Genomic DNA, 20,533 nt, shown 5'->3' on the forward strand with positions numbered 1-20,533 from the left:
CTGCATATCATGCAGCCCTTTTTCATTTCTGAAGGCTCACTATGACAGATTCAACTTCCCGCCGCTCTGCTTACTCCCGATTACTTGACCGCGCCGTGCGAATACTTGCGATGCGCGACCACAGTGAGCAGGAACTGCGGCGTAAGCTGGCCGCTCCGGTGATGGGAAAAAATGGACCGGAAGACATTGATGCTACGCCGGAGGATTACGACAAGGTCATCGCCTGGTGTATTGAAAGTCGCTATCTGGATGATGACCGCTTCGTTCAGCAGTTTATCGCCAGCCGCAGTCGTAAGGGCTACGGACCTGCCCGCGTGCGTCAGGAATTAAATCAGAAAGGGATCGCGCGTGAGTCCATTGAGCGTGCTATGCGCGAGTGTGAAATTGACTGGGCAGTGCTTGCGCGCGAGCAGGCCGTCCGGAAGTACGGTGAACCTTTACCTGTGGAATTTTCAGATAAGGTAAAGGTCCAGCGTTTTTTGCTCTATCGCGGCTATCTGATGGAAGATATTCAGGCAATATGGCGAAATTTTGACGATTGAGCGCATACGGGATTTTACTTCCCAGTAAAGAAAACTTATCTTATTCCCACTTTTCGATTGCCAGAGGCGCAGTTTACGTGCCGATGCTGGTAATGACATTTCGTTAGCTTGATTTCTTCAGGATAATTATGAGCAAGAGCACCGCTGAGATCCGTCAGGCGTTTCTCGATTTTTTCCATAGTAAAGGACATCAGGTAGTTGCCAGCAGCTCCCTGGTACCGAACAATGACCCTACTTTGTTGTTTACCAACGCCGGGATGAACCAGTTCAAGGATGTTTTCCTTGGCCTCGACAAGCGTAATTATTCCCGCGCAACCACCTCGCAGCGTTGCGTACGTGCGGGCGGTAAGCACAACGACCTGGAAAACGTCGGTTACACTGCACGTCACCATACCTTTTTCGAAATGCTGGGCAACTTCAGCTTCGGCGATTACTTCAAACACGACGCCATTCAATACGCATGGGAACTGTTGACCGGTGAAAACTGGTTTGCCCTGCCAAAAGAGCGTCTGTGGGTCACCGTCTATGAAACTGACGATGAAGCCTATGAAATCTGGGAAAAAGAAGTCGGTATTCCGCGCGAACGTATCATCCGTATCGGTGATAACAAAGGCGCGGCTTATGCTTCCGACAACTTCTGGCAGATGGGTGATACCGGTCCTTGCGGTCCGTGCACCGAAATTTTCTACGACCACGGCGACCACATTTGGGGTGGCCCTCCGGGAAGCGCGGAAGAAGATGGCGATCGCTACATTGAGATCTGGAACATCGTCTTCATGCAGTTCAACCGTCAGGCTGACGGCACCATGGAACCGCTGCCGAAACCGTCCGTGGATACCGGTATGGGTCTGGAGCGTATTGCGGCCGTGCTGCAACACGTTAACTCCAACTACGAAATTGACCTGTTCCGTTCACTGATTGAGTCCGTGGCGAAAGTCACCGGCGCGACCGATCTGAGCAATAAATCACTGCGCGTTATCGCCGACCATATCCGTTCCTGTGCGTTCCTGATTGCCGATGGCGTTGTTCCGTCTAATGAAAACCGTGGCTATGTGCTGCGCCGTATCATTCGTCGCGCAGTTCGTCATGGCAACATGCTGGGCGCGAAGGACACCTTCTTCTACAAGCTGGTTGGTCCGCTGGTAGATGTAATGGGTTCCGCGGGCGAAGAGCTGAAGCGTCAGCAGGCTATGGTTGAGCAGGTTCTGAAAACCGAAGAAGAGCAGTTTGCACGTACTCTGGAGCGTGGTCTGGCGCTGCTGGATGAAGAACTGGCAAAATTGTCTGGCGATACGCTGGACGGCGAAACCGCATTCCGTCTGTATGACACCTACGGTTTCCCGGTTGACCTGACGGCAGACGTTTGCCGCGAGCGTAACATTAAGGTTGATGAAGCCGGCTTTGAAGCCGCAATGGAAGAACAGCGCCGTCGCGCACGTGAAGCCAGCGGCTTTGGTGCAGACTACAATGCGATGATTCGCGTTGATGGTGCTTCTGAATTTAAAGGCTACGAGCACCTGGAACTGAACGGCAAAGTCACCGCGCTGTTTGTTGATGGTAAAGCGGTAGACGCCATTAACGCAGGTCAGGATGCCGTTGTCGTTCTTGACCAGACACCGTTCTATGCGGAATCTGGTGGTCAGGTTGGCGATAAAGGCGAACTGAAAGGTGCGGGCTTCGCGTTTGCCGTTAGCGACACGCAGAAATATGGTCAGGCGATTGGTCACATCGGCAAACTGTCTGCGGGCTCTCTGAAAGTTGGCGATGCCGTGCAGGCAGATGTGGATGAAGCGCGTCGTGCGCGTATTCGCCTGAACCACTCCGCAACGCATCTGATGCACGCGGCGCTGCGCCAGGTTCTGGGCACGCACGTGGCACAGAAAGGTTCGCTGGTTAACGATAAAATTCTGCGCTTCGACTTCTCTCATACCGAAGCGATGAAGCCTGCTGAAATCCGTGCCGTTGAAGATCTGGTGAATGCGCAAATTCGTCGCAACCTGCCGATTGAAACGAACATCATGGATCTTGAGGCGGCAAAAGCCAAAGGTGCAATGGCGCTGTTTGGTGAGAAATACGATGACCACGTGCGTGTACTGAGTATGGGTGATTTCTCTACCGAACTGTGTGGTGGTACTCACGCCAGCCGTACGGGCGATATCGGTCTGTTCCGTATTATCTCCGAGTCTGGTACTGCTGCGGGCGTTCGTCGTATCGAAGCCGTGACCGGTGAAGGTGCTCTTAATACCGTGCATGCTGAAAGCGATCGCTTAAGCGATATTGCGCAGTTGCTGAAAGGCGATAGCCAGAATATCGGTGACAAAGTTCGTTCCGTACTGGAACGTACGCGTCAGCTCGAAAAAGAATTGCAGCAATTGAAGGAACAGGCCGCAGCGCAGGAAAGTGCGAACCTTTCCAGCAAAGCCGTTGATATCAATGGCGTGAAGCTGTTGGTCAGCGAGCTTGCGGACGTTGAACCGAAAATGCTGCGTACCATGGTTGATGATCTGAAAAATCAGCTGGGTTCTACTGTTGTCGTACTGGCAACAGTTGCTGAAGGTAAGGTTTCTCTGATTGCGGGCGTGTCTAAGGATGTGACAGACCGCGTGAAAGCAGGGGAACTGATTGGGATGGTCGCTCAGCAGGTAGGCGGCAAGGGTGGTGGTCGTCCGGACATGGCGCAAGCCGGTGGTACGGATGCTGCGGCTCTGCCGGCAGCGTTAGCCAGTGTGAAAGGCTGGGTTAGCGCAAAACTGTAAAAATTATAAGCGTAAGCCGACGCTGCGGACTTCAATCCGCAGCGTTTGCGTCAACGCTATCGACAACGATAAAGTCAGGTTGAAGTTGTGTATATCGGCTAAACTTAGGTTTAACAGAATGTGATGCCGTGACTGCTTACACTTAGGTGTTTGTCATCGCTTACTTTTTGGCGTTATATGATGGATAATGCCGGGATACAGAGAGACCCGACTCTTTTAATCTTTCAAGGAGCAAAGAATGCTGATTCTGACTCGTCGAGTTGGTGAGACCCTCATGATAGGCGATGAGGTCACCGTGACAGTTTTAGGGGTGAAGGGCAACCAGGTGCGCATTGGCGTCAACGCCCCGAAAGAAGTTTCTGTCCATCGTGAAGAGATCTACCAGCGTATCCAGGCTGAAAAATCCCAGCAGTCCAGTTACTAAGGTTTTCGCGTCTCACCTTTCTGGTGAGGCGCAACCTGATTGAGTTACCCTTTTTCTTCTCTGTTCTTCTTCGTCCTCCCCATTTTTTCGATTCCACTGGGCGTAATGCCTTTCCCTACGAAGTTTCCGTTTGTTCACTGCTTCAGGAAATTGCCAATTTATCTGTTGATAAAACACTCTTTTTGCCGTTTTTGCAGACTAATTGCGCGTGAAATGTGCAAACGATAAAAGCTCTGGAAAAATTGTTTGACTTATAAGTCCCAGAAAGTAATATGTGCGCCACGCAGCGACGATGAGCAGAAACAAGTTCTTCGAAGCACTCGCAAGAGGCGTGTTGGTGAGGTGGCCGAGAGGCTGAAGGCGCTCCCCTGCTAAGGGAGTATGCGGTCAAAAGCTGCATCCGGGGTTCGAATCCCCGCCTCACCGCCATTTGCATCCGTAGCTCAGCTGGATAGAGTACTCGGCTACGAACCGAGCGGTCGGAGGTTCGAATCCTCCCGGATGCACCATCTTCTCTGCAATAACGCATTAGCGTTGTTACGGAAATCGATATCACTTTAGCAGCGATATCAAATCTGCAGTAAGTAAGTTTTCCTGATGCATCCGTAGCTCAGCTGGATAGAGTACTCGGCTACGAACCGAGCGGTCGGAGGTTCGAATCCTCCCGGATGCACCATCTTCTTTGCAGTATCAGTAGTAATCAGCAATTCCCGATGCATCCGTAGCTCAGCTGGATAGAGTACTCGGCTACGAACCGAGCGGTCGGAGGTTCGAATCCTCCCGGATGCACCATCTTCTTTGCAGTATCAGTAGTAATCAGCAATTCCCGATGCATCCGTAGCTCAGCTGGATAGAGTACTCGGCTACGAACCGAGCGGTCGGAGGTTCGAATCCTCCCGGATGCACCATCTCCCCCTTTAAATTATTTCCACATATTCTCTGAATGCCCCTCAATTCGCTGTCAGCGACAAAATCAATCAATTACGATAAAATAACGTCTGGTCATTCGGCTTGTGAGAAGACGATGTACGAACGTTATGCGGGTTTGATTTTTGATATGGATGGCACCATCCTGGATACCGAGCCAACGCACCGTAAGGCGTGGCATGAGGTATTGGGGCATTATGGGCTGCGTTTTGATGAACAAGCCATGGTCGCCCTCAACGGCTCCCCAACGTGGCGTATTGCCCAGTCGGTAATTGAATTGAATCATGCCGATCTCGACCCCCATGCCTTAGCGCGTGAAAAAACCGACAAGGTGAGAAGCATGTTGCTGGATAGCGTCCAGCCTCTGCCGTTGGTTGACGTCGTGAAAGCCTGGCATGGTCGTCGGCCTATGGCGGTAGGAACGGGGAGTGAAAGCGCGATTGCAGAAGCGCTGCTTACTCACCTTGGGCTGCGTCGTTATTTTGATGCCGTGGTGGCGGCCGATCACGTACAACGCCACAAACCGGCTCCTGATACGTTTTTGCTCTGTGCTGAACGTATGGGCGTTGAACCGGCGCGTTGCGTCGTGTTTGAAGATGCCGATTTTGGACTTCAGGCGGCGCGTGCCGCAGGAATGGACGCCGTGGATGTCCGGTTATTGTGAGTGATGGACTGTCGCTCCTCTCGCTGTTTGCCAGCAGCTTTCTCAGCGCCACGCTATTACCTGGAAATTCTGAAGTTGTTTTAGTTGCCTTACTGGTTTCTGGAGCGAGTCATCCCTGGGTCTTAGTTTTAACAGCAACAATGGGTAATAGCCTTGGAGGGTTAACTAACGTTATCCTTGGGCGTTTCTTTCCGTTGCGTAAAACATCGCGCTGGCAAGAAAAAGCCACTGGCTGGCTGAGGCGCTATGGCGCTGTCACACTATTATTAAGCTGGATGCCGGTTGTGGGTGATTTACTGTGCTTGTTAGCGGGATGGATGCGCATTTCGTGGGGCCCAGTTCTCATTTTTTTATGTCTTGGCAAAGCGCTGCGCTATGTTGTGGTCGCGGCGGTTACGACGCAAGGCATTATGTGGTGGCACTAATTGTGTTGTGGAATAACCTGCAGGTTGACCAATACCATTATGCTAATTAAAACGATTTTGACAGGCGGGAGGTCAATTTGATCCCGGACGTATCACAGGCGCTGGCCTGGCTGGAAAAACATCCTCATGCGTTAGAGGGGATTCAACGCGGGCTCGAGCGCGAAACGCTGCGTGTTAATGCTGATGGTTCATTGGCAACGACAGGCCATCCTGAAGTGTTAGGCTCAGCGCTAACGCATAAATGGATAACCACTGACTTTGCCGAAACACTGCTGGAGTTTATTACTCCACCGGGCGATGACATTCACAAAATGCTCACGTTCATGCGCGATCTGCATCGCTATACTGCCAGGAATCTTGGCGATGAGCGTATGTGGCCGTTGAGCATGCCTTGCTATATTGCCGAAGGTCAGGATATCGAGCTGGCGCAGTACGGTACGTCGAATATCGGTCGTCTGAAAACCCTTTACCGTGAAGGCCTCAAAAACCGTTACGGCGCGTTGATGCAGACTATCTCCGGCGTACACTACAACTTCTCGCTGCCGATGGCTTTCTGGCAGGCGAAATGTGGCGTAACAGATGGCGATGAAGACGCTAAAGAAAAAGTGTCAGCAGGGTATTTCCGTCTGATTCGCAACTACTACCGTTTTGGTTGGGTGATCCCGTATCTGTTTGGCGCCTCTCCGGCCATTTGTTCCTCCTTCCTGCAAGGAAAACCGACAACGCTGCCGTTTGAAAAAACCGATTGTGGTATGTATTACCTGCCTTATGCCACGTCGCTGCGTCTGAGTGACCTGGGTTATACCAATAAGTCGCAAAGCAATCTCGGAATTACGTTTAACGATTTGCATGAGTATGTGGCAGGATTGAAGCGCGCGATTAAAACGCCTTCAGAGGAGTACGCGGCGATCGGTCTGGAGAAAGACGGTAAGCGCCTGCAAATCAACAGCAACGTTTTGCAGATCGAAAATGAACTGTATGCGCCAATTCGTCCGAAACGCGTGACTCGCAGCGGTGAAACGCCGTCTGATGCGCTTCTACGCGGCGGCATTGAGTATATCGAAGTGCGTTCGCTCGACATCAACCCCTTCTCGCCAATCGGCGTAGATGAACAACAGGTGCGCTTCCTCGATTTGTTCATGGTTTGGTGCGTTCTGGCTGATGCCCCGGAAATGAGTAGCGACGAGCTGCTGTGTACGCGTAAAAACTGGAATCGCGTTATTCTGGAAGGGCGCAAGCCAGGCCTGACGTTAGGTATTGGTTGTGAAACGGCTCAGTTCCCGTTGCCTAAAGTGGGTAAAGATCTGTTCCGTGATCTGAAACGTGTGGCACAAACGCTGGACGGCATTCACGGAGGAGAGGAATATCAAAAAGTATGTGACGAACTGGTTGCCTGCTTTGATAATCCTGAGCTGACATTCTCAGCGCGGATCCTGCGGTCTATGATTGATACTGGTATCGGTGGCACGGGTAAAGCGTTGGGTGAAGCGTACCGTAACCTGTTGCGCGAAGAGCCGTTGGAAATATTGCAGGAAGCTGAATTTATTGCTGAAACCGAGGCTTCGAAGCGTCGTCAGCAGGAGATTGAAGCGGCAGATACTGAGCCGTTTGGTGTGTGGCTGGAAAAGCACGCCTGATACAAAAGAAAAAGGCCACTCGGGAGTGGCCAAAATTTCATCTCTGAAAACAGGGATGATGATAACAAATGCGCGTCTTTCATATACTCAGACTCGCCCCGGAACAAAGAGTTCAGAATATTTTAAAAAAATTTATCGGAGGTGGCTAAATGCCGTTGTTAGATAGTTTTACTGTCGATCACACCCGGATGGAAGCTCCCGCGGTCCGGGTTGCAAAAACGATGAATACCCCGCATGGCGACGCAATCACCGTGTTTGATCTGCGTTTTTGCATTCCGAACAAAGAAGTGATGCCTGAGAAAGGTATTCATACGCTGGAACACCTGTTTGCTGGTTTTATGCGTAACCACCTGAATGGCAACGGTGTCGAGATTATCGATATTTCGCCAATGGGTTGCCGTACCGGCTTCTACATGAGCCTGATTGGAACGCCGGACGAACAACGCGTAGCTGATGCCTGGAAAGCGGCAATGGCAGATGTGTTGAAAGTGCAGGATCAGAATCAGATCCCGGAACTGAACGTCTACCAGTGCGGTACGTATCAGATGCATTCCCTCAGCGAAGCGCAGGACATTGCACGTCATATTCTGGAACGTGATGTCCGCGTTAACAGCAATGAGGAGCTGGCGCTGCCAAAAGACAAGCTGCAGGAACTGCATATTTAGTTGTCATGCTGGATGGTGACGCTCACGCTTCTCATCTGGTCTACAAATAATAGGCTCCAGCCGGTATAAAAAAGCCAGTTCAGATGAACTGGCTTTTTTTTATCAATGCGCGTGACCATCGCACCTTTAAATGACATCGTCAGAATGTAGTTGCAAGCGCTATTGAGTTTTACCTTTATGTTTTATTAAAAATAACATCAATTAATTTACCAAACTCTCTATAAAAAGAAGTATATTGTCCAAAGATTTCTACGTCTTCTAAGATTTCTGGGGTTATTACACTGACATTGGTACAATAGTCATATTTCCCCATCATAATCTCACCTTTGTCCAGTATTTTACAATAACTCTCTTGGCTAGTGATGTTAAAGGATTCCAGATCATCTTTTAGATCCTTGATGAAATCCTTGTACTCTGTGGTCGTACTGAGTCCTCTCGAAAGTAGTGCCATTTTATCTGCATCAAAGTAACCGGATTGTACGGCTTCATTCCATTTATCTAGAGTTGTTATTTTCCTAAGGCTTGATTCGGCAGGAATGATATCTTTATATACAGCAGGTTGTTCAAAAAAGAGTTTTGAAAATTTGTCGATAACTTGCTTTAAGTTACCCATTCCTGCTTCTGAAAATTTCTGCATGGTATAATGCAATATTGATTCATTAGCAATAATGTTTCCTGCGATTGAATATGAAACCATCATGTCTGAATCTTTTTCTTCAATCAATGTTTTACTAAACAATTGTTGACACTCTGGTTTAGCCATATTCTTAATGGATTCGAATAATTTATTATTTTTACTGAAGATATTTTTTCCCAACAACATTATCTCATTCAACCTTGCTGCTGCTTCAGGCTGACTATCTTCGCTAAAATTGTCACGTATTAAACTAGTATCAAGTAGTTGTTCAGTTGCTATACTTGTTCTACTTAGATTTGCCTCGGAAAGGTCAGCATTACTCAAATCTAAATCGCTCATATCAAGTTCGCTTAAATCTTCCCCTGATAGATCGAGACATCCAGTATCAATATATTTTTGTTGGGCTTCTGATAGATTGTTTTTATCCAGAAAATATATGGTACTAAGATATCTGGCCCCTGATATGAACTGCGCTTCACTTAATTGTAACTCTAATGGTTCAGATACGTTTTCTTCACTAATATTCAGTGAGTATGCTCCATCCGTGTCCTTACTTATACATAATTCATATTCACCTTGTAGCGATTTTTCTGACTTATCAATAGTGAATCTAATAGAAATGTCGGGGTTATCAATAATACTGTTCAGTGTTTTTCGCGGGGACATACCCTCGGAAGCCAAAGAGCTCGCGAGACTATTGATGACTGACTTAAGACGCTTCTCCCCTGAGTCCTTAATTCCAAAAGTAAAAATGTACTTCAGACACTCGACTACGCCATGTAGTTTAGTTGCTTCTTTGTGCAATGTTTTATCGTCTGGGCTCATTGCAGCGCTTACCAGTATATCTATATGTTTTTGTGCTAAAGCATTAATGTTGTCCATTGACATCGCCTTATTGATTGGTTTATCACTAAGGCGATTCTCTTACTAAGAGACAACGAAAAATATCAAAAACTGCTCTGGTTTAGCATTAATTTATATTGAATGAGTCAATGAATTGAACCCAATATAGATTCAATATCTATATTGGGTTTTGATTCTCAGTACCGACAAATCGCTATTAGTGCGCGCCGCCGCCGCCGCTGCCTGCACCGAATGGCGGTTTGGCAAACCATACCAGGCCGAGAAGCACGAGGAAAATCCCTGCAGACATCCAGAAGATTTCGTTAGCAGAAATAATCAGCCCCTGGTTGGTGATTTGCTGCGCCAGCCAGCCGGATGCCTGTTCTTTGGTCATCCCTAATCCCTGCAGCTGGTTATACATGGCCTGTGCATTAGGATTATAAGGGTTTACTGACTCCGTCAGTTGCGCATGGTGCAGCGACTCACGGCTAGTCCACATCGTTGTGGTGATCGATGTGCCAATAGAACCCGCCAGCGTTCGCGTAAAGTTAGACAGGCTCGATGCTGCCGCCATTCGTTCAGGCGGTAACCCCGATAGCGTGATGGTGGTCAGTGGCATAAAGAAGCAGGCTACCGCGAACCCCTGAATAAACTGCGGCCAGGCCGATGCGCCAAAATCCATACCGGGTTCGAATGTCCACGCACGCCAGTAGAAACAGACGGCATACATGATGAAGCTGAACGTGACCAGCCGACGCATATCCAGCTTGTGTGCGAAACGGCCGATAATCGGCGACAGGATCACCGGAATCACCCCAACCGGCGCAGACGCCAGACCTGCCCAGGTTGCCGTATATCCGTACACCTCCTGCAATAACTGCGGTAACAGGACGATTGCGCCGAAGTAGAGCATATAGGCCAGACTGATACACAGACAGCCGATGGTAAAGTTGCGCGACTTAAACAGCGAGAGATCGACAATGGGGTGCTCATCGGTAAGCTCCCAGACGATGAGGAAGCTGATTGCCACCACGGCGACAACCGTCAGGATAATAATTTCCTGCGAGGCGAACCAGTCCAATTCTTTGCCGCGGTCGAGCATAATCTGCAAACTGCCGATACCAATGACCAGCAAAGCCAGACCAATGGCGTCGATACGCCGCTGCTCGGTTTTGGTTTCCCGACCTCGCAAAGTTTGCAGCGTCATTAATACCACTACAGCACCGATTGGCACGTTGATAAAAAATATCCAGCCCCAGTGATAGTTGTCGCTGATATAGCCCCCCAGAATAGGACCACATATCGGGGCAACAATCACCGTCATCGACCATAGCGCGAGGGCGATGGAACGCTTGGCGGGTGGATAGTTATTCAATAACAGGCTTTGTGACAGCGGAATCAATGGACCAGCGACAATACCCTGAATGACGCGGAAGAAAATCAGCATGTTCAGGCTGGTGGACATCCCGCATGCCCACGACGCAATGACGAAGGCGATAGTTGACCACATGAATAGTCTGACTTCGCCAACGCGTTTGGCCAGCCAGCCGGTGATCGGAATTGAGATAGCGTTCGCCACCCCGAATGAGGTGATCACCCAGGTTCCCTGGCTCAGCGAAGAGCCGAGGTTCCCGGCGATAGTGGGGATCGCCACGTTAGCAATGGTGGAGTCCAGCACCTGCATGAATGTCGCCAGGGACAGCGCAATCGTCATAATGACGAGCTGCGCGCCTTCAAGCGGTTTTTGCTGTTGCATCACACGCACCTTTAAATTAGCCCGCGTTGGCCTGCACGATCTCTTCGATCATCTTATTGACCGGATCAAGGTTGATTTCACGTGCATTACTTTCTGATACTGGCGTGGTGCGGACCTGGCTTGCCAGGATCTGCCCGTCACGATTAGCGGTATCTACCGTAACCAGTGTTGACAAACCAATACGCAGTGGATGTTGTGCCAGCTGCTGCGCATCCAGTTCGATACGTACCGGCAAACGCTGGACGACTTTGATCCAGTTACCGGTCGCGTTTTGCGCCGGCAGCAGGGAGAACGCGCTGCCCGTACCCATATCCAGGCCGACGACTTTCCCGGTGTATTTCACGTCATCGCCGTAAATATCACTGATAACGGTCGCCGGTTGGCCAATACGCATGTGCGCCAGCTGTGTTTCTTTGAAGTTGGCATCCACCCACAGGTTAGTGGCCGGAACAACCGCCATCAGTGGCGTAGTCGGGCTAATTTGCGCGCCAGGCTGCACGGCACGACGGGAAACATAGCCGGTCATCGGGCTAACAATTTTGGTACGTTCCAGTGCCAGCCAGGCATTACGCACTTCGGTGGCAGCCTGTTGTACAGCAGGTTGATCTTCCAGCTTGCTACCCAGAATCATTGCCTGGTTCGCATTATATTGTTGGATTGCGACATCAAGCTGAGCCTGAGCGCTGGCGACGGCATCGCGGGCATGTTGCAGTTCTTCGCGGCCAATCAGGTTGGCATTACCCAGCGGGACACGGCGATTAAAGTCGCTTTGTGCCTGGGCCAGTGCAGTTCTCTGCACTTCAATGCTGGCCTGCAGTTGCTTGCTGTTGATCATCAACTGGTGCGTCTGGCGCACGCTGGAGGCCAGCGCAGTTTTGGCTTTTTCAAATGCCTGTTTGGCATCTGTCTGGTCGAGAGTGACCAGCACATCGCCCTGTTTTACAAAGTCAGTGTTATCAGCCCAGACTTTCGTCACGCTGCCTGATACCTGCGCCATAATTTGAACCTGGTTCCCTGCCACGTACGCATCGTCTGTCTCTTCGATATGACGCAGTACTAAAAACCAATAAATCCCATATGCCACGGCAATGATAATAAAGAGCAAGGTCAGCAGGAGTAGCATACTTTTACGTTTGCCATTCTTCTTGACCGGTTGCTGCGGGGTTTGAGTCTCCGCATTTGCGCTCATGTTGTTCTCCACGATCTTATTTTTTCACATCGGCTGAGCCGACCTGTTTATCAGACAGGCCAGCAGTATGCGTGCTGGCCTGTCGGTTTTTCATTTATAAATCTGGATTTCTGAGCGAGTCAGCGCGTTAGCGCAGCGCTTCTAACACCGCGCCATCCTGCTCCATCTGATCAAGACGGGTCAGAAGTTTACGGGTGATATGCTCAAGTTGATCTTTTTCGGTGGTGCTGAGAGATGACCAAAGCTGATGAAGGCAGTTATGCTGAGGCGGTAATACCTCCTGCAAAAAAGCATGGCCTTTTTCGGTCAATTGCAGATGCAGACAGCGGCGATCGTTATCGCTTTCGCGGCGCTCGATCCAGCCACGCTTTTCTAACTCATCCGCGATACGGGTGGCGTTAGTCCGTGACGAGCCAAGTGCGCAACTCAGTTCAGAAGGCTGAATACTGTGGTTTTCCTGAGACTCCAGCGTAATCAACGCCATAAACAACGTCTCGTTAATCCCTTGAGCTTTCAGCATCTTATTGCGGTTTTCCAGCAGCTTGCCCTGCATATGCATGCAAAGACGAGTCAGAAGCACTTCCTGATAAGGGAACTCTTCGTAGCGGCTGGCGCGAAATTTTAGCATTTGTTCAATGGGCGTAAACGAACTATCCATTTGGGTATAACCTCATTAATTTCAGCCGATATAGTAACGACAGTGACAAATAAAGTAAATGTATTATTTATTTAAAATGATTATTTTAATCTATAAGACAAACAACATTTTCCAGGCTAATCCATAGCCCAGGGCACTCAGTAAGGTCGGAATGATGATGCTGCGGGTCTTATAGAAGCTTGCACCCAGTACCACAAACCCCACCAGCGTAGGCACAAAACGACGGGCGTCGTGCATCACTTCTGGCGCAGTAGACACCACCAGCAGGGCGCAAATTGATGCAATACCGATGGTGTCGAGTAATATTCCAGTGGCTCCGCGTTTTGTCGGGCGCACATTCCCCATTCGCAAACGCAGTGGTAAATAGCGAAAACAGTAATTGACGCAGCCGACCAGCAGGCCGAGCAGCAGAACCTCATAACTCATCAGGACCTCCCTGCCAGAACGACTGAATGAGCGCGGTCAGGCATCCACAGGCTATGCCCGCCAGGATGGCCGCCGGGATAGAGAACAGCGTCACGCCAGCCAGCGCACCGGCTAATGCCGCCGTGACGCATAGCGTTTGCTTACGCTGGAAAGAGGCCAGCAGAAAACTCATAAACAGTGCCGGGAGCATAAACCCCAGCGCCGCTTCTACCGCCGGGAACCCCTTCAGTAAGCCAGTGCCGGAAAACGCGCCGAGCACCGTACCAAACACCCAGGAGGCCCAGGAGCATAGCGCAATGCCGATCATCCAGTTTTCACTCCAGCGCCGGTTATCCCGCACCAGCTTCGCCGTTGCCGCGGCAAAGACTTCGTCGGTGAGGCCAAAGGCCCATAGCGCGCTTTTAGGTTTGCTTAGCTGTCGGGCGATACGGCTACGCAGAGAAGAGCCGTACAAAACGTGGCGAACATCCATCGCCATGACGGTCAGAGCCGCGACCCACAGTGAGCTGCCTGCGGCGAGCATGGTTGTGATGACAAACTGGCTGGCGCCGGCGTAAATGATGCAGGAGAAAAAAATGCTTTCAACGGGAGTAAAGCCCAGGCGAGTCGCATTCATACCAAATGCAAATGCGACCGGAATATAACTGATAACTATCGGTAGGCTGTCTTTGAATCCTTCAGTTAACGTTGCAGAACGGGATTCAGACTGGGGAACAGGGCTTTCCATAGGATTATAGGCTTCATTACCGAAATTAAAATAACCTGGCTCAATGCGTTATAACCTTAGCAGACTGATGGGCTCCTTAACACCCTGAGGAGCCCAATCAAAGATAAACAGACGTTATACGCCTAATTTACGGCTTCCTGGCGGTGAAAACCTCGCCACCAGACCAGCAGGTTGAGTACGGCAACAGTCACACCTGCCAGACAAACGCCAGCCCAGCCGGCATGCTGCCAGGCTGAAGCTGAAATCAGCGAACCTGCCGCACCACCAATGAAATAGCTGGTCATGTACCCGGCAGTCAGGCGATTACGTGCGTCCGGGTGAATGCGATAGATAACGGTCTGGTTGGTGATATGTACCCCCTGAACGGTCAGATCCAGTACCAGGATACCGATAATCAGCATCGGCACTGAAGTATGTCCGAACCAGATAGCCAGCCAGGAGAGCAACAGTAGCAGCAGGCCTGCGGTAGTCGTGAGGTGTGATTTACCCTTATCGGCAAAACCGCCCGCCGGACGAGCGCCTAACGCACCGGCGGCCCCGGCCAGACCGAACAGACCAATCATCCCCTCTGAATAGTTAAACGGCGGTGCGGCGAGTAAAAATGCCATCGATGTCCAGAGGATACTGAAGTTGGCAAAGGTCAGGCAGCCCAGCATCGCGCGGGTGCGGAGTAATTTATCGTGGATAAACAGGCTAAACACGGAGCCCAATAGCTGCGGGTAGTTAAGATGGGTCTCTGATTTCATCTTTGGCAAACCACGCCACAGGGCAATCGCCATCAACGCCATCAATACTGAGGCCACCCAAAACACGGTGCGCCAGCCGCCGAGATTCGCCAGCAATCCTGCAACCGTTCGCGCCAGCAAAATCCCCAGCAACAGGCCGCTCATAATCGTGCCGACAACCTTACCGCGCTTGTCTGGCGTGGCGAGCGTCGCCGCCAGCGGAACCAGGATCTGTGCGACAACTGAGAACAACCCGGTTAGCGCAGTACCGAGGATCAGCATGCCCAGCGACTGACTGCTGGCAGTAATCAACATGCCACCTGCTGCGAGCAACGTCATGGAAACGATCAGCCTCCGACGCTCAAACATATCGCCAAGCGGTACTAAAAACAGCAGGCCAGCCGCGTAGCCAAGCTGTGCGGCGGTGACAATAAACCCTGCGGTACTGGCAGACAGCGAAAAGTTACGCGCGATGGTGTCGAGCAGCGGCTGGGCGTAATAATTACTGGCAACGGCGAGGCCGGTCGCCACAGACATTAAAACAATCAGTGCCGGGCTAAGCCCGTGAGTGGGTTTGGTCATTGTTTTCAACTGAATAATGGGGTGCAGAAAACAATCATAACGGAAGTGATTAAATGTTGCTGATTTGTTGGGTGATGGATTGTGCGGTGAGGGAGGGGCGTGTAGACCGGATAAGGCGCATCACGCCACCATCCGGCATTGGTGTGGTTACCGGGCCTGATAGCGCTATGCCTATCAGGCCTACGGGGGGTTATTTCTGCGCAGCCAGCGCTTCTTTCACCCAGCCGTCGAACTGCTGCTGGTGGGCTTTGATCCAGCCGTCAACGTGGCCCTGAACGTCAGCTTCTGAGGCTTTCCCATCATGCATCATTGCGTTCTGCGCGTTGATATCCGCCAGCGGCAGCTTCATGATGGCAAACAGTTTCGCTGCAGCCGGGTTTTTCTCCGCCCAGGCTTTATTGGCGACAATATGCATCGTGTTCACCGGGAAGCCGTAGTTGGCGCCGTTGGGCAGTTTGGTATCAATGTCTTTCTGTTCGCCAGGCAGGGAAGAGAACGGCACCTGCAGCCAGACGACATCTTTGCCCGGTTTCATCACGTCGCTCACCCAGTATGGTGTCCAGGTGTAGTACAGGATCGGTTTGCCTTCTTTAAAGCGGGTAATGGTATCGGCCATCATCGCCGCATAGTTACCGTGGCTGACCTCGACTGTTTTTTCCAGATCGAAGGCTTTGTTCTGGTGGTTAATAACCGCTTCGCAGCCCCAGCCCGGTGAGCAGCCCATCATGTCAGCTTTACCATCGCCGTTAGTATCAAAGATTTTGGCGATCTTCGGATCTTTTAGCTGGGCAATATTGGTGATTTTGTACTGCTCAGCGGTTTTCTTATCGATCAGATAACCCTGTGCGGCACCCGTAACAAATACCCCCTCGCGATAAAACTTTTTGTCTCCGCCCGCTGCGGCGTACATATCATCATGCAGCGGCTGCCAGTTCACGGCGGTAAACGTCGCATCGCCAGAGGCAATAGAGGTATAGCCGACGTTGTAGTCAACTTCGCTGGTTTTGTTAACGGTGTAACCCAGTTTCTCCAGCGCACGGGCGACTAACTGCGTCTGGAAGGACTCTTCAGAGATGGTGCTCTGGATTGGCTGTACAGTGATGCCTTTGCCCGGCAGGTCGGCAGCGAAAGTGCTGGTGGAGACAAGGGTGGCAAACGCTGTGGCAATAATGATTTTCTGTCGCATCGTTGTTCCTTATTGCACTTCATCCTTCAAGCCGCCTCTTTGTTGGCTGCACTCATGCACCCCAGTCACGTACTACTTGTACGCTCCTGGGGATACATTCGTTTGCCGCCGCGATGCAACTTGAACGATTTTGCGCAAGTTAATGAATTGTCGGCCCGGTAAGCAATGCGCTACCGGGCAACGGGTGAATTACTTCGTGAAAGGGCGAGTGATAAGCCCAACAGGACCGGTGGTGTACCAGCGGCGGTTGCCACGGCTACGCGAGTCGCGACCGACGGCCTGCGTCAGGCGGTCAAGAATGATGGCGAGGATCACGATCCCAACCCCGCCGACGGTGGCAAGCCCCATATCCAGACGACCGATACCGCGCAGAACCATCTGACCCAGTCCGCCGACGGCGATCATCGACGCGATAACCACCATGGAGAGTGCCAGCATCAGCGTCTGGTTCACCCCGGCCATAATGGTGGGCATCGCCAGCGGGAGCTGCACTTTAAACAGCATCTGACGCGGGCTGGCACCAAACGAGCGCGAGGCTTCAATCAGATCGGCTGGCACCTGGTTAATCCCCAGAATAGTCAGACGCACAATTGGCGGCAGGGCGAAGATAATCGTCACCACTACGCCCGGGACGTTACCAATACCGAACAACATGACAATCGGCACCAGATAGACGAACGCAGGTGTGGTTTGCATCGCATCCAGCAGCGGGCGAACAATTTTTGCTGCCCGAGGGCTACGCGCTAACCAGATCCCCATTGGCAGGCCAATCACCACGCAGAACAGCAGCGCGGTCAGTACCAGCGCCAGGGTGATCATGGCTTGCGACCAGGCACCGATAGCACCGATCGCAACCAATGAAATCAGCGTGGCGACGCCCATTCCGACGCCAGAAATTTGCCACGCGATAAGCGCAAAAATGATGATGGCGACCGGCGCAGGCATACCCAACAGCAGTTGTTGAAAGCCGTTGAGAATGTAATCCACCGGGACACGAATGCCCTGGAAGACCGGACGGAAATGGGTGACCACCCAATCAATCCCTTCGGTGACCCAGCTATCCAGCGGGATCAGCGTTTTATGGAATGGATCCATAATATTGAAATGCTCTGGTGCCGGCGCGGGGGCGCTGGTCAGCCAGTCTGCGCTACCACCGTCGGCAGGCGTGCCTGCGGGCGTCCCCCAGGCATCAGCAGATTGCGCGGCGCTATCGGCCGCAGGTGTGGTATCCCACGGATTAGTTTGATCAGCCATTGTTTACCCCCTCACGATCTAAAGCCTGTAACAGCATGCGTTTTGAAATGACGCCCACATACTGCTGTTCCTCATCAACAACCGGCACCGCGCACGGGGCCTGGCCGACATGAGAAAGCAACTCGCTGAGAGGAGTTTGTGCATCTACGGCTAACGGCTCATCGATCAATGCCGCTTCAATACCTTGCGCCTGACTTAACGCTGTTTTTAAGGAGTCGATTGAAACAACACCAACGAATTTATTACCGCGTTCGATCACGTAACCATATTCGCGATCTTTGTCCTGCAGTAATTGCAGGGCTGAACGGGGGCCGACGCCTGGTGTTTTACGAATTAGCCCTTCAGGGCTACGACGGGATATATCTTTCGCACTGAAGACCTGGCTAATATCAACGCCGCGGAAGAAGGTGCGTACATAATCATTGGCCGGATTATTCAGGATTTCATCCGGCGTGCCGACCTGCACCACTTCACCGTTTTGCATAATGGCAATTCTGTCGCCAATACGCATGGCTTCGTCGAGGTCGTGCGAAATAAAGACCACGGTGCGCTGATGCTTCGCCTGTAGTTTTACCAGTTCATCCTGCATTTCGGTACGAATTAAGGGATCGAGGGCTGAGAAGGCCTCATCCATTAATAAGATGTCAGGATTAATGGCTAATGCACGGGCGAGGCCCACACGCTGGCGCATCCCCCCGGAAAGTTCATCCGGGTAGCCGTGAGCATAATTCTCCAGACCAACCTGACGTAGCGCATCTAACGCTTTTTCACGACGTTCATCCGCACCAACACCGGCTAATTCCATGCCGAATGCCGTATTGTCCAGCACCGTCATGTGTGGCATCAGGGCAAAGGACTGGAACACCATCGCAATCTTTTTTCTGCGCACCTCGCGAAGCTCAGCATCGGATATCCGGGCGATGTCTACGCCGTCAATCAATACCTGCCCGCGGGTGGGTTCAATCAGGCGATTGAGAAGGCGTACCATTGTGGATTTACCCGAACCGGATAATCCCATGATGACAAATATCTCGCCTTCTTCAATGGCCAGACTGGCGTCTTTAACGCCAAGCGATAGCCCTGTTTTATCCAGAATCTGCTCTTTTGAAAGTCCTTTTTCAATATATTTGAAGGCTCTCTGCGGATGCTCTCCAAATATCTTATAGAGATTTTTAACTTCTAATTTAATTGCCATGCAATAGAATGATTCCTGTTATTTGTTTATATCGATATATTACCTGATGGAAATAGTGACCTTTTTCTACCCTAACATACTGAGAATCTGAGACAACCCTGAATTTGGTTGTGGCATGAATATTGCCAAAGGCCAGATGGCGGGACTTCCCGTGATATAAGGGCTGAGCGCGAATGTGAACGGGTTAATATTTTTTGTAAATGGCAATGAAAAATCGCCTGAATTGTTGGAATGCAGGCGAATAATGCGGCTGATATTGAGTGTAGATCACACAATTATATTTGCACGACAAAAGTGTGATCCTGTTAAAATATTTCCGCGAAAAATGTACGGTATTTCCCGTAGGAATGATTGCTAGAAATTCCAGTCGTCATCTTCGGTTTCGACCGCTTTACCCATCACATAAGATGACCCTGAACCGGAGAAGAAATCGTGGTTTTCGTCAGCATTGGGTGAGAGTGCAGCGAGGATTGCCGGGTTCACATCCGCCATTTCTGCCGGGAACAGGGCCTCATAACCTAAATTCATTAACGCCTTATTGGCGTTGTAGCAGAGAAAGGCTTTGACGTCTTCCTCCCACGGGGTTTCCGCATACAATTCCTCCGTATAACGCGCTTCGTTATCATATAATTCCATCAACAGATCGAGGGCATAATTCTGTAGCGCTTCACGCGTAGAGGGTGAAACGTGCTCCAGACCTTTTTGATATTTATAGCCAATGTAATAACCATGAACCGCTTCATCACGAATGATCAGGCGGATAAGGTCAGCGGTATTCGTCAGCTTGCCGCGGCTGGAGAAATACATCGGTAGCCAGAAGCCGGAATAGAACAGAAAGGATTCCAGAAATACGCTGGCTATTTTCTTTTTCAACGGCTCCGCGCCGGCGTAATGCGTCAGAATTATCTGTGCCTTGTGCTGGAGTGGAGTATTTTCTTCACTCCAGAGGTAAGCCGCATCCACATCTTTGGTCTGACAAAGCGTGGAAAAAATAGAACTGTAGGAACGGGCGTGCACGGCTTCCATAAAGCTGATATTCGACAGTACCGCCTCTTCATGTGGCGTGATTGAATCCGCCATCAGCGCGGGGGCTCCGGCGATATTCTGAATCGTGTCGAGCAGCGTCAGACCGGTAAATACGCGGATAGTGAGCTGCTGCTCGGCAGCGCTCAACGTTTGCCAGGCCGGGATATCATTGGAAAGCGGGACTTTTTCCGGTAGCCAGAAGTTACTGGTCAGGCGATTCCATACCTCAAGATCTTTATCATCTTCAATCTTGTTCCAGTTGATGGCGCTGACGCGAGATAGTTTCATT

18 protein-coding genes and 5 tRNA genes are annotated in these 20,533 nt (G+C 50.9%); 12 read left to right on the top strand and 11 right to left on the bottom strand.

The window, feature by feature from the left end; translation table 11 throughout:
- Positions 1–41: 41 nt before the first annotated feature.
- The 12 genes from recX to luxS all read left to right on the top strand — a co-directional run bounded on the left by recX (position 42) and on the right by luxS (position 8,040).
- Entirely contained in the window at positions 42–542 is a 501-nt protein-coding gene (gene recX, locus G8S19_RS04840; protein ID WP_101741666.1) for a recombination regulator RecX, read from the top strand.
- 128 nt (positions 543–670) lie between these two features.
- Positions 671–3,298, top strand: coding sequence for an alanine--tRNA ligase (alaS, locus tag G8S19_RS04845; RefSeq protein WP_253686171.1), 2,628 nt, complete (start codon positions 671–673; stop codon positions 3,296–3,298).
- Positions 3,299–3,536: 238 nt separating this feature from the next.
- Positions 3,537–3,722, top strand: coding sequence for a carbon storage regulator CsrA (csrA, locus tag G8S19_RS04850; RefSeq protein ID WP_000906486.1), 186 nt, complete (start codon positions 3,537–3,539; stop codon positions 3,720–3,722).
- A gap of 336 nt (positions 3,723–4,058) precedes the next feature.
- A tRNA-Ser gene (locus G8S19_RS04855) sits at positions 4,059–4,151 on the top strand.
- Positions 4,152–4,154: 3 nt separating this feature from the next.
- Positions 4,155–4,231 (top strand) — tRNA-Arg (locus tag G8S19_RS04860).
- Positions 4,232–4,321: 90 nt separating this feature from the next.
- Positions 4,322–4,398, top strand: a tRNA-Arg gene (locus G8S19_RS04865).
- 39 nt (positions 4,399–4,437) lie between these two features.
- Positions 4,438–4,514 (top strand) — tRNA-Arg (locus G8S19_RS04870).
- Between the two features lie 39 nt (positions 4,515–4,553).
- Positions 4,554–4,630 (top strand) — tRNA-Arg (locus tag G8S19_RS04875).
- Positions 4,631–4,746: 116 nt separating this feature from the next.
- A complete protein-coding gene (gene yqaB / locus G8S19_RS04880) occupies positions 4,747–5,313 on the top strand; it encodes a fructose-1-phosphate/6-phosphogluconate phosphatase (protein WP_048213012.1) in 567 nt (188 codons plus the stop codon).
- A complete protein-coding gene (locus tag G8S19_RS04885) occupies positions 5,310–5,738 on the top strand; it encodes a YqaA family protein (protein WP_253686173.1) in 429 nt (142 codons plus the stop codon). Before yqaB ends, G8S19_RS04885 begins: the two co-directional genes overlap by 4 nt.
- A 77-nt stretch (positions 5,739–5,815) precedes the next feature.
- Positions 5,816–7,375, top strand: coding sequence for a glutamate--cysteine ligase (gene gshA / locus G8S19_RS04890; RefSeq protein WP_115642987.1), 1,560 nt, complete (start codon positions 5,816–5,818; stop codon positions 7,373–7,375).
- Between the two features lie 149 nt (positions 7,376–7,524).
- Entirely contained in the window at positions 7,525–8,040 is a 516-nt protein-coding gene (gene luxS, locus G8S19_RS04895) for an S-ribosylhomocysteine lyase (protein WP_005130532.1), read from the top strand.
- A 175-nt stretch (positions 8,041–8,215) separates the two neighbouring features.
- Here the strand turns inward: luxS and G8S19_RS04900 are convergent, their stop codons facing one another.
- The 11 genes from G8S19_RS04900 to nrdF all read right to left on the bottom strand — a co-directional run bounded on the left by G8S19_RS04900 (position 8,216) and on the right by nrdF (position 20,532).
- A complete protein-coding gene (locus G8S19_RS04900; protein WP_249932618.1) occupies positions 8,216–9,559 on the bottom strand; it encodes a pentapeptide repeat-containing protein in 1,344 nt (447 codons plus the stop codon).
- 178 nt (positions 9,560–9,737) lie between these two features.
- Positions 9,738–11,276, bottom strand: a complete 1,539-nt coding sequence (gene emrB / locus G8S19_RS04905; protein ID WP_061068443.1) for a multidrug efflux MFS transporter permease subunit EmrB — start codon at positions 11,274–11,276, stop codon at positions 9,738–9,740.
- A gap of 16 nt (positions 11,277–11,292) precedes the next feature.
- Positions 11,293–12,465 carry a multidrug efflux MFS transporter periplasmic adaptor subunit EmrA gene (gene emrA, locus G8S19_RS04910; protein WP_048213008.1) on the bottom strand — a complete coding sequence of 391 codons (1,173 nt, stop codon included), beginning with the start codon at positions 12,463–12,465 and terminating at the stop codon, positions 11,293–11,295.
- Positions 12,466–12,592: 127 nt separating this feature from the next.
- On the bottom strand, positions 12,593–13,123 hold the full coding sequence (gene mprA / locus G8S19_RS04915) for a transcriptional repressor MprA (protein ID WP_005122929.1): 531 nt from the start codon (positions 13,121–13,123) through the stop codon (positions 12,593–12,595).
- Positions 13,124–13,213: 90 nt separating this feature from the next.
- Entirely contained in the window at positions 13,214–13,549 is a 336-nt protein-coding gene (ygaH, locus tag G8S19_RS04920; RefSeq protein WP_005122930.1) for an L-valine transporter subunit YgaH, read from the bottom strand.
- Positions 13,539–14,276, bottom strand: a complete 738-nt coding sequence (locus G8S19_RS04925) for an AzlC family ABC transporter permease (protein ID WP_253686175.1) — start codon at positions 14,274–14,276, stop codon at positions 13,539–13,541. The genes ygaH and G8S19_RS04925 overlap by 11 nt, the downstream gene beginning before the upstream one ends.
- Before the next feature lie 122 nt (positions 14,277–14,398).
- A complete protein-coding gene (locus G8S19_RS04930) occupies positions 14,399–15,583 on the bottom strand; it encodes an MFS transporter (RefSeq protein WP_137378897.1) in 1,185 nt (394 codons plus the stop codon).
- 190 nt (positions 15,584–15,773) lie between these two features.
- Positions 15,774–16,769 carry a glycine betaine/L-proline ABC transporter substrate-binding protein ProX gene (gene proX, locus G8S19_RS04935; protein ID WP_115601593.1) on the bottom strand — a complete coding sequence of 332 codons (996 nt, stop codon included), beginning with the start codon at positions 16,767–16,769 and terminating at the stop codon, positions 15,774–15,776.
- A gap of 189 nt (positions 16,770–16,958) precedes the next feature.
- Positions 16,959–18,023 carry a glycine betaine/L-proline ABC transporter permease ProW gene (proW, locus tag G8S19_RS04940; RefSeq protein WP_253686177.1) on the bottom strand — a complete coding sequence of 355 codons (1,065 nt, stop codon included), beginning with the start codon at positions 18,021–18,023 and terminating at the stop codon, positions 16,959–16,961.
- A complete protein-coding gene (proV, locus tag G8S19_RS04945; protein ID WP_101742938.1) occupies positions 18,016–19,218 on the bottom strand; it encodes a glycine betaine/L-proline ABC transporter ATP-binding protein ProV in 1,203 nt (400 codons plus the stop codon). The genes proW and proV overlap by 8 nt, the downstream gene beginning before the upstream one ends.
- A gap of 354 nt (positions 19,219–19,572) precedes the next feature.
- Positions 19,573–20,532, bottom strand: coding sequence for a class 1b ribonucleoside-diphosphate reductase subunit beta (gene nrdF, locus G8S19_RS04950; protein ID WP_253686179.1), 960 nt, complete (start codon positions 20,530–20,532; stop codon positions 19,573–19,575).
- Position 20,533: the final 1 nt, after the last annotated feature.

This window comes from Citrobacter sp. SX206, assembly GCF_024181025.1.
Taxonomy (GTDB): Bacteria; Pseudomonadota; Gammaproteobacteria; order Enterobacterales; family Enterobacteriaceae; genus Citrobacter; species Citrobacter youngae.

Coding starts and splice junctions, on each gene's coding strand:
- G8S19_RS04900 (WP_249932618.1), bottom strand. CDS start 9,559: ATGGACAACATTAATGCTTTAGCACAAAAACATATAGATATACTGGTA.
- G8S19_RS04930 (WP_137378897.1), bottom strand. CDS start 15,583: ATGACCAAACCCACTCACGGGCTTAGCCCGGCACTGATTGTTTTAATG.
- csrA (WP_000906486.1), top strand. CDS start 3,537: ATGCTGATTCTGACTCGTCGAGTTGGTGAGACCCTCATGATAGGCGAT.
- proV (WP_101742938.1), bottom strand. CDS start 19,218: ATGGCAATTAAATTAGAAGTTAAAAATCTCTATAAGATATTTGGAGAG.
- recX (WP_101741666.1), top strand. CDS start 42: ATGACAGATTCAACTTCCCGCCGCTCTGCTTACTCCCGATTACTTGAC.
- emrA (WP_048213008.1), bottom strand. CDS start 12,465: ATGAGCGCAAATGCGGAGACTCAAACCCCGCAGCAACCGGTCAAGAAG.
- yqaB (WP_048213012.1), top strand. CDS start 4,747: ATGTACGAACGTTATGCGGGTTTGATTTTTGATATGGATGGCACCATC.
- proW (WP_253686177.1), bottom strand. CDS start 18,023: ATGGCTGATCAAACTAATCCGTGGGATACCACACCTGCGGCCGATAGC.
- ygaH (WP_005122930.1), bottom strand. CDS start 13,549: ATGAGTTATGAGGTTCTGCTGCTCGGCCTGCTGGTCGGCTGCGTCAAT.
- mprA (WP_005122929.1), bottom strand. CDS start 13,123: ATGGATAGTTCGTTTACGCCCATTGAACAAATGCTAAAATTTCGCGCC.
- alaS (WP_253686171.1), top strand. CDS start 671: ATGAGCAAGAGCACCGCTGAGATCCGTCAGGCGTTTCTCGATTTTTTC.
- G8S19_RS04925 (WP_253686175.1), bottom strand. CDS start 14,276: ATGGAAAGCCCTGTTCCCCAGTCTGAATCCCGTTCTGCAACGTTAACT.
- emrB (WP_061068443.1), bottom strand. CDS start 11,276: ATGCAACAGCAAAAACCGCTTGAAGGCGCGCAGCTCGTCATTATGACG.
- nrdF (WP_253686179.1), bottom strand. CDS start 20,532: ATGAAACTATCTCGCGTCAGCGCCATCAACTGGAACAAGATTGAAGAT.
- proX (WP_115601593.1), bottom strand. CDS start 16,769: ATGCGACAGAAAATCATTATTGCCACAGCGTTTGCCACCCTTGTCTCC.
- luxS (WP_005130532.1), top strand. CDS start 7,525: ATGCCGTTGTTAGATAGTTTTACTGTCGATCACACCCGGATGGAAGCT.